The sequence below is a fragment of the Nocardia alba NBRC 108234 genome (assembly GCF_001612665.1).
GTDB classification, from domain to species: Bacteria; Actinomycetota; Actinomycetes; order Mycobacteriales; family Mycobacteriaceae; genus Nocardia; species Nocardia alba.
Map to the genome: position 1 here is coordinate 415,530 of NZ_BDAX01000002.1, position 12,811 is coordinate 428,340.

13 protein-coding genes are annotated in these 12,811 nt (G+C 68.9%); 10 read left to right on the forward strand and 3 right to left on the reverse strand.

Annotated features, from left to right (window positions below; genetic code table 11):
- Positions 1-7: 7 nt before the first annotated feature.
- Positions 8-577, reverse strand: a complete 570-nt coding sequence (locus tag NA12_RS03640; RefSeq protein ID WP_067445912.1) for a TetR family transcriptional regulator — start codon at positions 575-577, stop codon at positions 8-10.
- 106 nt (positions 578-683) lie between these two features.
- Here NA12_RS03640 and NA12_RS03645 point away from each other — a divergent pair, with 106 nt between their 5' ends.
- The 3 genes from NA12_RS03645 to NA12_RS03655 are packed head-to-tail and all read left to right on the forward strand — an operon-like array spanning position 684 to position 3,871.
- Positions 684-1,898, forward strand: a complete 1,215-nt coding sequence (locus tag NA12_RS03645) for an FAD-dependent monooxygenase (RefSeq protein ID WP_067445914.1) — start codon at positions 684-686, stop codon at positions 1,896-1,898.
- 54 nt (positions 1,899-1,952) lie between these two features.
- Positions 1,953-2,993, forward strand: a complete 1,041-nt coding sequence (locus NA12_RS03650; RefSeq protein ID WP_067445916.1) for a nucleoside hydrolase — start codon at positions 1,953-1,955, stop codon at positions 2,991-2,993.
- Positions 2,990-3,871, forward strand: coding sequence for an amidohydrolase family protein (locus NA12_RS03655; protein WP_067445918.1), 882 nt, complete (start codon positions 2,990-2,992; stop codon positions 3,869-3,871). Before NA12_RS03650 ends, NA12_RS03655 begins: the two co-directional genes overlap by 4 nt.
- Here the strand turns inward: NA12_RS03655 and NA12_RS03660 are convergent, their stop codons facing one another.
- Positions 3,872-4,909: an alpha/beta hydrolase gene (locus NA12_RS03660; protein WP_084472329.1), complete on the reverse strand. Its 1,038-nt coding sequence runs from the start codon at positions 4,907-4,909 to the stop codon at positions 3,872-3,874.
- Positions 4,910-5,116: 207 nt separating this feature from the next.
- Here NA12_RS03660 and NA12_RS03665 point away from each other — a divergent pair, with 207 nt between their 5' ends.
- The gene (locus NA12_RS03665) at positions 5,117-6,469 is read left to right on the forward strand and encodes a TIGR01777 family oxidoreductase (protein ID WP_067445922.1); all 1,353 of its coding nucleotides are present in this window, start codon (positions 5,117-5,119) and stop codon (positions 6,467-6,469) included.
- A 187-nt stretch (positions 6,470-6,656) separates the two neighbouring features.
- On the opposite strand, the gene NA12_RS03670 is transcribed toward NA12_RS03665, so the two are convergent.
- Positions 6,657-7,493 carry a MerR family transcriptional regulator gene (locus NA12_RS03670; protein ID WP_067447441.1) on the reverse strand — a complete coding sequence of 279 codons (837 nt, stop codon included), beginning with the start codon at positions 7,491-7,493 and terminating at the stop codon, positions 6,657-6,659.
- A gap of 173 nt (positions 7,494-7,666) precedes the next feature.
- Here NA12_RS03670 and NA12_RS03675 point away from each other — a divergent pair, with 173 nt between their 5' ends.
- The 6 genes from NA12_RS03675 to NA12_RS03700 all read left to right on the forward strand — a co-directional run bounded on the left by NA12_RS03675 (position 7,667) and on the right by NA12_RS03700 (position 12,796).
- Complete coding sequence (locus NA12_RS03675; RefSeq protein ID WP_371855972.1) at positions 7,667-8,260, forward strand: lipocalin family protein; 594 nt, start codon at positions 7,667-7,669, stop codon at positions 8,258-8,260.
- Positions 8,257-9,567 (forward strand): cryptochrome/photolyase family protein, encoded by a 1,311-nt coding sequence (locus NA12_RS03680; RefSeq protein WP_067445924.1) that lies wholly within the window; start codon positions 8,257-8,259, stop codon positions 9,565-9,567. Before NA12_RS03675 ends, NA12_RS03680 begins: the two co-directional genes overlap by 4 nt.
- A 63-nt stretch (positions 9,568-9,630) precedes the next feature.
- A complete protein-coding gene (locus NA12_RS03685; protein WP_067445926.1) occupies positions 9,631-10,524 on the forward strand; it encodes an alpha/beta fold hydrolase in 894 nt (297 codons plus the stop codon).
- Between the two features lie 129 nt (positions 10,525-10,653).
- A complete protein-coding gene (locus NA12_RS03690; protein WP_067445928.1) occupies positions 10,654-11,307 on the forward strand; it encodes a fasciclin domain-containing protein in 654 nt (217 codons plus the stop codon).
- A gap of 113 nt (positions 11,308-11,420) precedes the next feature.
- The gene (gene sigK, locus NA12_RS03695; protein WP_067445930.1) at positions 11,421-12,068 is read left to right on the forward strand and encodes an ECF RNA polymerase sigma factor SigK; all 648 of its coding nucleotides are present in this window, start codon (positions 11,421-11,423) and stop codon (positions 12,066-12,068) included.
- The gene (locus NA12_RS03700) at positions 12,065-12,796 is read left to right on the forward strand and encodes an anti-sigma factor (RefSeq protein WP_067445932.1); all 732 of its coding nucleotides are present in this window, start codon (positions 12,065-12,067) and stop codon (positions 12,794-12,796) included. Before sigK ends, NA12_RS03700 begins: the two co-directional genes overlap by 4 nt.
- The last annotated feature ends 15 nt before the right edge of the window (positions 12,797-12,811 follow it).

Sequence of the window (12,811 nt, forward strand, 5' to 3'; positions counted from 1 at the left end):
GCCGCGCTCACGCCCCCGTGAGCGCGCGGACCGCCAGGGCGAGCTGATCACCGTCGAGGGCCACCTCGTTCGGATCCAGCAACGACAGCATCCCGAGCCCCTGGGCGATCACGAAATACATCCGCCCGATCGCGGCGGCCTGCGCGGCATCGAGCTCGGGGTGGGCCGCCCGCACGTGGGCACCGAGGTCGTCGAACGCGCCGGACAGCTGGTCGCCCAGCTGTGCCCGCGCGTCATCGGAACGCACGATCCGCACGATGTTCTCCAGACTCGCCGACATCGCCTCGCGATTGCCCGCGAACACCTCGGGCATTCCGTTCCACAGCAGCGCGAGCCCCTCCAGCGGTGACTTGCCCGCGCCCGCGGCGATCAGCTCGTCCATCGCGTCACCGATCGAGGTACCGAGCGCTTCGCTGAGCGCCTCGGTGACGAGGCGATCCTTCGATCCGAAGTGGTAGCCGATCGCGGCCAGGCTCACCCCCGCCGCGGCGGCGATATCGCGCGCGGTGGCCTTCGCGACGCCGCGCTCGAGAATTACCTTGCGCGCCCCCGCCAGTAGATCTTCTCGATTTCCCATGTTCAGCACCCTACCCGATCGTCTGAGACGTTTGTTCTAGACATACGTGCAAATCTTTGTTAGACATATGTCTAAGACATTCGTACATCAGACGGGAAACATCATCATGAGCATCACCAGCACCCTGCGCGTTCTCGTCTCCGGCGGCGGTATCGCCGGCAACGCGGTCGCACTCCAGTTGCTGCGCAACGGCATTCACACCACCGTCATCGAACGCGCCGCGACTCCCCGACCCGGCGGCCAGGCCGTCGACCTGCGGGGCCCGAGCAAGGAGGCTGTGCGGCGAATGGGTCTGATGGAAGGCATCGCCGAGTACCGACTCGACGAGCGCGGGATGTCCTACATCGACGGCGACGGCAAGATCTACGCCAGGATGGCGATGGCGGACTTCGACGGCCGAGGCGCCGTCGCCGAGATCGAGATCACCCGGGGCGACCTCAATCAGGTACTCCTCGACGCACTGGCCACCGCCGACAACGGCAGGCTGGACTATCGCTACGGCGAGTGGATCGAACAGATCGTCGGGGACGACAACGGCGTGGACGTGACGTTCGCCTCCGGGGCCACCGAGCGGTTCGACCTGGTGATCGGCGCCGACGGCGTGCACTCGGCGACGCGGCGACTCGTCTTCGGACCCGAGGAGCAGTTCAGTACGAACCTCGGCGGCTACGGCGCCTTCTTCACCATGCCCAAGCCCGCCGATGTGGAGCCCGGCTGGTTCAGCATGCGCCTGGTGCCCGGCGCCATGTTCGGCATCCGCCCCGACGCCGACCCTAGCACCGCCAAGGCGATCATCACCGTGCGCACCGAGACGAACCCGGCGCTGCGGCGTGACGTCGACGCCCAGCGCGCGCTGATCAGCAAGACGATCGGCGATGCGGGCTGGCACGCGCCCGCCATCCTCGCGGCGATGGATTCCACGCCCGATTTCTACTTCGACGAAGTGGCTCGCGTCGATGTACCCGAGTTGTCGGTCGGCCGCGTGACACTGATCGGCGATGCGGGTTACTGCGGCTCGCCACTGAGCGGTATGGGCACCGCGATGGCGATCGTCGGCGCCTACATCCTGGCCGCCGAGGTCGCGGCCACCCCCGATGATCTGCCCGGTGCGCAGCGGCGCTACCAGGACAAGATCTCGCCGTTCCTGGACAAGGCCAAGGAGATCCCCGGTGGCGGTATGGCGATGATGATCCCCAAGTCGGCGCTGTTGACGCGCCTGGCCAAGGCGAACGTGCGGCTGATGATGTCGCGGCCGATGCGACCGCTCACCAAGAGGGTCTTCTTCGGCCACACCGAGGAGTTCGCCCTGCCCACCTACTGATCCACCCGCGGACTGGCCGCGGACCTCGAACGGTCCGCGGCTACCCTCGACGACGTGCCGCAGAAGATCATCCTCGACGTCGATACCGGAATCGACGACTCGCTGGCCATCCTGTACCTGCTGGCCTCCGACGACGCCGAGATCATCGGCATCGCGGCCACCGCGGGCAACGTGGACGGGGCGCAGGTCGCGGCGAACACCCTGGCGATGCTCGACCTGGGCCGGGCACCCGAGATCGAGGTGGCGCTCGGCGCGGCCGCACCACTGGCCGTTCCGTTGCGCACCACCGAGGACACTCATGGCCCGCAGGGCCTCGGCTACGCCGAACTGCCCGTGTCGGCGCGCACGCTGTCATCGCGGTCGGCTGCCGAGCTCTGGGTGGACCTGGTGCGGGCCCACCCGGGCGAGGTGACCGGGCTGTGCACCGGTCCGCTCACCAATCTCGCACTGGCCCTGCGCATCGAACCCGAACTGCCGCGACTGCTGAACCGCCTCGTCATCATGGGCGGCGCGTTCAACCACCCCGGCAATACGACCCCGACCAACGAGTGGAACATCCACGTCGACCCCGAGGCCGCCAAGGAGGTGTTCGACGCCTTCTCCGCCGCGCCCCAGGACCGCAGGCCGCTGGTGTGCGCGCTGGATATCACCGAGTCCATCGAGATGCTGCCCGACCATCTCGCCGCGCTCGCACAGGCGGCACACAGCGCGCCGATCGAGCAGGTCGGCGCAGGCGATCCGCCCGAATTCCGTTCGGCCGCAAGCAATCCGATCATCCGCTACCTCACCGACGCGGTGCGGTTCTATTTCGACTTCCACTACCAGTACGACCTGGGCTATCTGGCCCACATGCACGACCCGTTCGCCGCCGCGGTCGCACTCGACCCGGCTTCGGCGACCACCCGACCGGCCACCGTCGACGTGGAATTGGCCGGCACCATCACCCGCGCCACCACGGTCGCCGACTGGGCGGGCATGTGGGGCCGAGAACCCAACGCCGACATCGTGATCGGCACCAACCCTGCGGCGTTCTTCGAACGCCTCGTCACCCGCGTCGGCGCTCTGGCCCGCCGCCTCTACCCGGAGCAGTCATGACCGTAGACACCGTCGTTTACCTCGCCGAGTTCCGCGCGCGCTACCAACTGCCCGCGATCATCGACGTCCACACCCACTTCATGCCCGATCAGGTGATGCGCAAGGTCTGGGCCTATTTCGACAACGTAGGACCGATGACGGGCCGGCCCTGGGAGATCACCTATCGCGATGACGAACAGGTGCGTCTGAAGACCCTGCGCGACTTCGGCATCCGGGCCTTCACCTCCCTGGTGTACCCACACAAGCCGGAGATGGGCGCCTGGCTCAACGAATGGACCGCCGAGTTCGCCGCTCGCACCCCCGAGTGCCTGCACACCGCCACCTTCTACCCCGAGCCCGACGCGCCGCGCTATGTCCGCGAGGCCATCGACCGTGGCGCACGCGTGTTCAAGGTGCACATCCAGGTCGGCGCGTTCTCGCCCTTGGATCCGCTGCTCGACCCGGTGTGGGCGATCCTGGCCGAGACCGGCACGCCCGCGCTCATCCACTGCGGATCGGGCCCCGCCCCCGGCGAATTCACCGGCCCCGCGCCGATCGCCGAACTCCTGCGGCGCTTCCCGACGCTGCGCTTGATCATCGCGCACATGGGAACCCCCGAGTACACCGAGTTCCTCGATTTGGCCGAGCAGTATCCGCAGCTCTACCTCGACACCACCATGGTGTGGACCGACTTCAGCGAAAGCGGTGCGCCCTTCCCGCCCGCCGAACGAGATCGCCTGCGCCACTTCGCCGATCGCATTCTGTTCGGCAGCGACTTCCCCAATATCCCGTATCCCTACGCCGAGGCCATCGCCGCGCTGGAACGTCTCGACCTCGGCCCGGAGTGGCTGCGCAAGGTCTGCCACGACAACGCGGCGCGGTTGTTCGAGCTCGACTGATCAGGCGTGGATCTCCATCCCCTCGGCCAGCAGCGGCCACGAGTTCTTGAAGGCCTTCTGCCAGTAGCCCCACGAGTGGGTGCCCTGGGTCGACAGGTCGAAGGTCGCGGGGATGTCGAGTTCCTCCAGGCGATTCTGCAGGTTCACGGTGCACCAGCGGGTCGTCGCCTCGATGACGCCACCGATGACGATCTGGTTGGCCAACCCGACCGGGCCCCAGGTCACCAGGTGCGAGTCGCCGGGCTTGTCGAACTCGCCGGGCAGTCCGTTGCCGTTGGACACGTAGAGCTTGGTGCCGCGCAGCCCCTCGGCGTTCACGACCGGATCGTTGGCCACCCAGGCCGGATCACCCGGCGGGCCGTACATGTTCGACGCGTCGCCGCCGCCGGTGGCGACCACGACATCGACGAACTGCTTGCCGACCGGATCGCTGATCTGGGCGCAGCCGCTGTAGGCGGCGACCGAGCGGAACAGTCCCGGTTTCGCGATCGCGAGCTGCAGTACCGAGGTGGCCGTCATGGAGTTCGCCGCGATGGCGTTCTTGCCGGTCGTGGCGAACATCGTGTCGACGAGGGCGGGCAGTTCGTCGAGGAAGAAGGTCCGCCACTTGTTCACGCCCAGCATCGGATCCGGCTCGCGCCAGTCGGTGTAGTAGCTCCACGCACCACCGATCGGCATGACGACGTTGACGTCCTTACCCGCCAGGAAGTCGACGACGTCGGTGTTCTGCTCCCAGGTGGCGGTGTCCTCGCCGCCGCCCGCGCCGTTGACCAGATACAGCGACGGCCGCGCCACCGTGGTGTCGGCCGGGCGCTGCACCTTGACCGACACCTCGCGCCCCATGGCGGCCGAGCGTATCCGCACTGTCACCTGTCGACCGTCGATCGCAGTCACCTCGGCCCGCGAACCGCCGATCGAGACGATCCGATCCAGCACCGCGGCAACCGGTTCCGGCTCTTGGGCGTGCGCGCCGCTCACGCCCGTCACGATCGAGCCCACGACGACGAGCATCGCCGAAACCGCGCTGCGGCACCTCATCGATTCCGACCTCCTCGCGAAAACCGACCGCTCTGTGCGGTCTCTCTCGATATTCGGGCAAGATCACATCATCGTTACCGGTTCCTTACCGATTTGTCACCGAGCACAACGCCGCCGCGGCGAATCCTCGCTGCGGCGACAGCGAATCGAACCCGCGCGAGGCGACGGCGGGGACGGGTCACGGCCGATCGTGACTACAGTCGAGTGATGGGCATCGAGTGTTCTGACATCGTTGCGTCTCCCCGGGTCGACGTGTTCGCCTGGTTCGCCCGTCGCGGTGCGTTCGCGCGCTTGGCGCCACCGTGGCAGCCGGTCACCCTGCTCGCCGAAGCCGACTCGCTGGCCACCGGGCGAGCGGTGCTCGGCCTGCCCGGCGGGCTGCGCTGGATCGCCGCGCACGACCCCGAGCAATATCGGCCGCCCGAGCGGTTCGCCGACGCCGTCGCGGCGGACGGACCGGCCTCGATGCCGATCGCGCGGCTGGTTCCGTGGCAGCACGTCCACGAATTCGCCGAGGTCGACGACACCCACACCCGCGTCATCGATCGGGTCAGGACGCCGATTCCGGAATCGGTGTTGCGGCCGATGTTCGACTATCGCCACCGTCAGCTCACCCACGATCTGGCGAGCCACCGCCGGGCATCCGAGGCAGGCCTGGCGCCGGCGACGATCGCGATGACCGGCGCGTCCGGGCTGGTCGGCTCCGCCCTGAGTGCCTTCCTCAGCACCGGCGGGCACCGTGTGGTGCGGTTGGTCCGCCATCGCGCGCGGCATCGCGACGAACGCCAGTGGGACCCCGCCGCACCCGCCGCGGACCTGCTCGCCGACGTCGATGCGGTGGTCCATCTGGCCGGTGCGTCCATCGCGGGCCGATTCACCGACGCGCACCGACGCGCCGTGGCCGACAGCCGGATCGAGCCGACCCGGCGCCTGGCCGAGCTGGCCGCGGCCACGGGTGTCGACACCTTCGTCAGCGCTTCCGCCATCGGCTACTACGGCTATGACCGCGGCGAGCAGGCGCTGACCGAGAAGTCCGAGCGCGGTGACGGATTCCTGGCCGATGTGGTCGAACAGTGGGAGAACGCCTGCGAGCCCGCGGCGGCGGGTGGTGTCCGCGTCGTGCGGGTCCGCACCGGCATCGTGCAGTCGCCCGGTGGCGGCACTCTGCGGTTGCTGCGGCCGCTGTTCAGCGCGGGCCTCGGTGGGCGGATCGGGGACGGCCGACAGTGGTTGTCCTGGATCGGTATCGACGATCTGGTCGATGTCTACCACCGCGCAGTGTGGGACGACACCCTGTCGGGCCCGGTCAATGCTGTTGCGCCACAGCCGGTTCGCAACAGCGAGTACACCCGCGTGCTGGCGCGGGTGTTGCATCGCCCGGCACTGCTGCCGGTTCCGAGCTTCGGTCCCGCGGTACTGCTGGGCAAACAGGGTGCGCGCGAACTGGCCGAGGCCAGTCAGCGGGTGACGCCGACCGCACTGGCGAAGGCCGGGCACACCTTCCGGACCGAGGATCTGGAGCAGACGCTGCGGCACCTACTCGGACGGACCGCCGGCTGAGCAGCGCTGGCGGACCGGTGAAGTCGTCACCGGCGGGCGATGTAGCAGCGAGTTCGCCGGTACCGGAGTCGGCCGTTCCCGCAACGCATCGCCTCTGCATCGTTGCACAGCGGTGGAGTGAGGTCTCGCGGTCACACACAGCGGCAACGGTCACATCGAGCCGCGAACATGATGTGCCCGAGCGCATTCAGCGCAGCGCGGCGACCGCGTCCGCCAGGCCGGCGACCCGCTCGACCGTGTCGGGCAGCAGCACCGCGTCCCAGCCCGGACCACCGATGAGCACCCGGGCACCTGCCCCCGCGCAGGCCAATACCGCTGAGGTCAACGCGGTCGACTCGCGTTGGGACCACAGCAGCACCGCGGCCCCGCGCGCATGCCGGGCGAGCGCATCCGACAACGCCACCGTCGGTACGTCCGCGCCCAACATGCGCGCACCCACCCCGTCCTGCGCCAAGGCGGCCCGCAGCACATCGAGTGGGAGCGAATGTGTTTCACCGCTCGTGCACGCGAGCAACACCGGCGCGCTGCTGCGCGCCGGTTTCACCTGCTGCATGACCGCCGCGATCGACCACGACAGCGCGTGCTCGACGTCGATGCATCCCTCACCGCCGCCCTGGCGCGCGACGATATCGGTGAAAGCGGGCCTGCACAGGGTGTCCCAGGTCCGCACCACGCCGTGCACCCGCACGTGGGCTTCGAGATGGGCACAGACAGCCGTGGTGTCCAGCGCGAACGCCGCGTCGAGCAGGCCGACGCGGTCACCGAGGACCGGCACCGGCCCGCGCGCCGCCGCGGCCGCCCCGGCGGGACTCGCGCCACTGCCGATCAGCGCGACCATGTTCTCGAGCACGGCGATATCGGTGTCGGTGTAGAGCCGATGACGGCCCGGGCGGTCCTGGGCGGGACCGATACCGTAGCGGCGATTCCAGCTCCGCAGGGTCGCGGTCGGGATGCCGAGACGGTCGGCTACCGCGCGCACCGTGAATCCGGCCGCGGCGGAGGCAGGAGCAGAACCGGCGGGCATCGTCTCATTCTGCCCGGCGCGCTCCGACCGGCGCGTCACGGCCCGGCCTCCGCGCGTCGACGGCAGGCCGGGCCCGTGCTGCCGACACCTCGCTGCACCGCCCGTCTCATGCATCAATAATGCATCAATTGCTGCTAGCATGGGGAAACACCGACTACCGCGAGGAGTTTCCTGTGCGTACCCGATTCGGCCCGTGGACCACCGCCCTGCTGATCGCCGCGGGCCTTTGTCTGACGGGCTCCGGTACCGCGGCCGCCGCGCCACCCGAACCGGTGCCCAACCTCGAACTCGACCGCTATCTCGGTGATTGGTATCAGCTCGCCGCGGTGCCGCAGCCGTTCAACCTCAACTGCGCACGCGACACCTCCGCGAACTACACCCTCGACGCGAGCGGCGACATCGCCGTCTACAACCGCTGCCGCACCTGGAACGGCGGCGTCGACGAGATCCGCGGCACCGCGACCGTGAACGACCCGGTCACCAACGCCCAACTGCACGTGAGCTTTCCGGGCGTCCCCGGCCAGGACGGGCGCGAGGGACCGACCAACTACCTGGTGGCCGCGCTCGGCCCGGACTACTCGTGGGCCCTGGTCACCTCGCCGAGCAGGCTGTCCGGTTTCGTCCTGTCCCGTACCCCGGCCCTGGACGAGAGCACCTGGCAGCAGATCGACGAGGCGATCAGAATCGCGGGCCAGGACCCGTGTATCTACCTCACCTCACCCACCACCGGCGGACGTGAGGGTGTGCAGCCCCTCTGCGCACGATGAGCGTCGCGATCGCGCTGTTCACCCGTGACCTGCGCGTTCACGACAATCCGGTCCTCACCGCGGCCGCGCGCGCGGCCGACCGGGTGGTACCGCTGTTCGTTGTCGACGAGGCACTCGTGCCCGATCGCTGCCCGCCCAATCGCGCGTATTTCCTCGCCGCCGCGCTCGCCGAACTCGACAAGGAGCTGCGTGGGCTGGGCGCCACGCTCGTCGTACGCCGGGGCGCGGTGGCCGATGTCGTCGACGCGGTGATCGAGGAGACCGGTGCCACGAGCGTGCACCTGGCCGAGGATGTCAGCCGCTACAGCAGACAGCGCGAGCAGGCGTTGCGCCGCAACCCGGACACGGTCGTGCACCTCCATTCCGGTTCTGTCACAGCCACTTCCGCCGAGCTCGTCCCGTCGACCGGTCGCGATCACTTCGCCGTATTCACCCCCTATTTCCGGCGCTGGAGCGAGGCCCACCGCCGCACCCCGCTGTCCCCGCCCCGGTCGCTGTCGATGCCGTCGATCCACAGCGATCCGCTGCCACAGCCCGCCGATCTCAGTTCCGGGCGGCCGTCGCCACAGTTGCGCGTCGGCGGGGAATCGACCGGACGTGCGCTGCTGCGCGACTGGCTCGACGGACCGATCACCGGCTATGCCCACGACAACGACGATCTCGCCGCCGACGCCACCTCCCGGCTCTCCCCGTATATCCACTTCGGGTGCGTCTCCCCCACCGAGGTCGTGCGCCGCGTCGACACGTCGACCGACGGCGGACTCGCCTTCGCCCGGCAACTGGCCTGGCGCGACTTCCACCACCAGGTACTCGCCGCCCGCCCCGATGCCGCCTGGTCGGACTACCGCACGCGGGTGACCGCGGGACCCGACGACGAGCAGGCCGTCACGGCGTGGCGCGACGGGCGGACCGGCTACCCGATCGTCGATGCGGGCATGCGTCAACTGCGAGCCGAAGGCTGGATGCCGGGACGGGCACGGCTGATCGCGGCCAGCTTCCTCGCCAAGTCGCTGCACCAGGACTGGCGGGTCGGCGCGGCGCATTTCCTGCGCTGGCTCGTCGACGCCGACCTCGCCAACAATCAGCTCAACTGGCAGTGGGTCGCCGGCACCGGCACCGACACCCGGCCCAACCGGGTGCTCAATCCGTTGCGTCAAGCCGACCGCTACGACCCCGACGGCGTCTATGTGCGACGGTGGCTGCCCGAACTGGCGCACCTGCCCGGTGCGAGCATTCACCGTCCGTGGCGAGCGACCGTCGACCCGGCGCAGTATCCCGCGCCGCTCATCGACTGCGTGGGCAGCTAGACCGATGAGTTCGGGCTGCGGACTTCGTCTCTTCGAGAAAGAGGCAACCGCAGAGGAGTCGTCATGCCGCACGGTCCGCAATCGCCGGAGCACATCGTTACCGTCGGTGACGTCGACCTGTGTGTGAGCACCTTCGGGGATCGGCGGCAGCAGGCGGTGCTGCTGCCGAGCACCTCCAGGCTGTTCTGGGAAGACCGATTCTGCACCCGGCTCGCCGACGCGAACCGATTCGTGCTGCGCTACGACATCCGCGACACCGGCCGGTCGACCGTCTCCGCGCCGGGCGCTCCCGGCTACCGCCTGCGTGATCTGGTCGCCGACCTCATCGGGCTACTGGATGTCGTCGAACTTCCGTGCGCCCACCTGGTCGGTTTCTCGGTGGCCGGCTGGATCTGCCAGCTCGCGGCCCTCGACCACCCCGCTCGGGTGTCGTCGTTGACCCTGATCAACACCCGGCCCACGGCCCCCGGACCGGCGGACCCGGATCTACCCGAACACGCGGACCGGATCATGACCTTCTTCACTGAGCGACCCCACCCGGACTGGTCCGACCGGGCGGCGGTGATCGACTACGCCGTGGCACAGGCTCGGATACGCGCGGGCACACACGGATTCGACGAACACCGGGCACGGCAGCAGGCGACCCACATGGTCGAGCGCACCACCGACATGGCCGCGAGCACGCTCAACCTGGCCTATGTCGAGGCCGGCGCACGCTGGCGGGAACGTCTGGGCGAGATCGCCGTGCCGACGCTCGTCGCGCACGGCACCGATGACCCGTTCTTTCCGTTCGGCAACGCAGTGGCCATGGCCCGCGAGATCCCCGGCGCCGAACTGCTCGCGCTGACCGGCATCGGCCACGAATTTCCGGACACCACCTGGGATCTCGTGCTCGCCGCCATGCCGCGGCCGCACCCGGATTCGGTGGCGCGCGGGTCGGCCGACGCGATGCCATGACACCGACGCCGTGGCCGAAAAAATTTCCACGGCCATCACAGCAGTCCGAACAGCCGAGCCAACCGAACTCCGTTACATCCAGCATCCATGCGGCACCTTCGCCGCCACGACGGAAGTGATGGAAATACCATGCGATCCCTGCCGAAAACTCTCGTAGCGGCCATGCTCCTCGGCTCGGCGCTCGGCCTGTCTGCCTGTTCCGACGACTCGAGCAGCACGTCGGCAACCTCGTCCGCGACGTCCGCGCCGATGACCTCGTCGCCGACGACCACCGGTGCGTCCGCCGCCGCCGACCTCGTCGGGCCCGGCTGCGCCGCGTACGCCGCCCAGGTACCCACCGGCCCCGGCTCGGTCAGTGGTATGGCCCAGGAGCCGGTCGCCGTCGCCGCGTCCAACAACCCGATGCTCACCACGCTGGTCTCGGCGGTCTCGGGCAAACTCAATCCCGACGTCAATCTCGTCGACACCCTCAACGGCGGCCAGTTCACCGTCTTCGCGCCCGTCGACGCGGCGTTCGCGAAGATCGATCCGGCCACGATCGAATCGCTGAAGACCGACTCGGCGACGCTCACCTCGATCCTCACCTACCACGTGGTGCCGGGCCAGATCCCGCCGCAGAGCATCGCGGGCACGCACAAGACGGTCCAGGGCGCCGACGTGACGGTCACCGGCTCGGGTGACACACTGAAGGTCGGCGACGCGAGCGTGATCTGCGGCGGCGTGAAAACCGCGAACGCCACCGTGTACATGATCGACAGCGTGCTCATGCCGCCAGCGGCGTGATGAGCGCGACGGCGCTTTTTCCGGCGTCGCCACAAAAAGTTCTCGGCGGCGCCCATCCGAACCCGAAGGCAGGCCGAAATCCCTCATATGCTGATGCAAGCAGGGACCACCCGATGACGGCCCGGCGCGGCTTCGCACCGATCAACCTGCGATCGGTCACCGACCCCGCTCCGGCCTGCCCGACGGTCGATCGCCGTGACCACGCCGCCCAAGCGCGGCTGGTCGACCTGCTCGACGATGTCGCGGCCGGTGATCGAACGGCGTTCGCCGAATTCTACCGTGCCACCAGCCCGCGGGTGTTCGGGCTCGCGCTGCGGGTGGTCCGCAACCACAGCGCCGCCGAGGACATCGCTCAGGAGGTGTTCCTTCAGGTCTGGTCGCTGGCCGGACAGTACGACGCGACCAAGGCCAGCCCGATCGGCTGGCTGATGATGCTGACCCATCGGCGCGCGGTCGACCGGGTCAGAGCCGAACAGTCGGCCACCCGTCGCGACATCGTGTTCGGCCACGCCCATCTCGGCCGCGACCACGACGTCGTGGCGGAAGAGGTGAACCAGCGGCTCGACGAGCAGTCGGTCATGGACTGTTTGCAGACCATGACCGAGCTCCAACGCGAAGCGGTGGCGCTGGCGTACTACGGCGGCCGCACCTATGTGGAGGTCTCCGAGACCTTGGCGGTGCCGTTGCCGACGGTGAAGAGCCGCATCAAAGACGGCCTGAAAAGGCTGGAGAACTGTTTGACCGGAGGGAATACCCGATGAGCGAGACCGATCGGCGGACCCCTTGGTCGTGGCTGGACGAGGCATACCCCTATGCCATCGACGCGGTGGATCCGCCACAGCGACAGGCCATCGAGGAGTGGCTCGGCGCCGCCGAGCCCGACCGCGTGGCCGAGTTCGAGGCCGCCGTCCGCCGCATCCAGGAGACGATGGCGGACCTGACCGTGTTCGACTCGGTCCCGCCACCGGCACGACTCGAATCCGCTCTGATGCGAGCGCTGGACCGCTACGACACCCGAGCACATCCGCTCGGACGGCGCGGCGCGCCCGGCAGAGGGTGGCACCTGCGATGGCTGACCGTTGCCGCCGCGGCGATCGTGGCGGTCGGTGCCGGTGTCGGTATCGGCGTGGTGATCGAACGGGGAAACGACGCGACGGACACGGTCACCGCACAGCAGGTGCTCGATCAGCCCGACAGCCAGGAGTCCTCGGTGGCCGTCACCGGCGGCGGCGCGATGACGGTGTCGCAGTCGAAGTCGCTCGGCGCGGCAGCGGTGTCGTTCCAGGACATGCCCGCGCTACCCGGCGATCAGGCGTACCAGCTGTGGCTGATACGCGCGGGCACGCCGAAATCGGTGGCGGTGATGGACGGTGCGGCCTCGGTCGTGACCACCGTCGATGTCGCCGACACCCTCGCGGTGACGGTCGAACCCGCCGGTGGTTCGCCCGGGCCGACCACCTCACCGATCGTCAGCATGACAGTCGGCTGACCCGCTGCGGCGGAC

What these genes read in the sequence shown, in the direction of transcription:
- NA12_RS03640 (WP_067445912.1), bottom strand. Translation starts at nt 577, where the DNA reads ATGGGAAATCGAGAAGATCTACTGGCGGGGGCGCGCAAGGTAATTCTC.
- NA12_RS03645 (WP_067445914.1), top strand. Translation starts at nt 684, where the DNA reads ATGAGCATCACCAGCACCCTGCGCGTTCTCGTCTCCGGCGGCGGTATC.
- NA12_RS03655 (WP_067445918.1), top strand. Translation starts at nt 2,990, where the DNA reads ATGACCGTAGACACCGTCGTTTACCTCGCCGAGTTCCGCGCGCGCTAC.
- NA12_RS03660 (WP_084472329.1), bottom strand. Translation starts at nt 4,909, where the DNA reads ATGAGGTGCCGCAGCGCGGTTTCGGCGATGCTCGTCGTCGTGGGCTCG.
- NA12_RS03665 (WP_067445922.1), top strand. Translation starts at nt 5,117, where the DNA reads ATGGGCATCGAGTGTTCTGACATCGTTGCGTCTCCCCGGGTCGACGTG.
- NA12_RS03670 (WP_067447441.1), bottom strand. Translation starts at nt 7,493, where the DNA reads ATGCCCGCCGGTTCTGCTCCTGCCTCCGCCGCGGCCGGATTCACGGTG.
- NA12_RS03680 (WP_067445924.1), top strand. Translation starts at nt 8,257, where the DNA reads ATGAGCGTCGCGATCGCGCTGTTCACCCGTGACCTGCGCGTTCACGAC.
- NA12_RS03685 (WP_067445926.1), top strand. Translation starts at nt 9,631, where the DNA reads ATGCCGCACGGTCCGCAATCGCCGGAGCACATCGTTACCGTCGGTGAC.
- NA12_RS03690 (WP_067445928.1), top strand. Translation starts at nt 10,654, where the DNA reads ATGCGATCCCTGCCGAAAACTCTCGTAGCGGCCATGCTCCTCGGCTCG.
- sigK (WP_067445930.1), top strand. Translation starts at nt 11,421, where the DNA reads ATGACGGCCCGGCGCGGCTTCGCACCGATCAACCTGCGATCGGTCACC.
- NA12_RS03700 (WP_067445932.1), top strand. Translation starts at nt 12,065, where the DNA reads ATGAGCGAGACCGATCGGCGGACCCCTTGGTCGTGGCTGGACGAGGCA.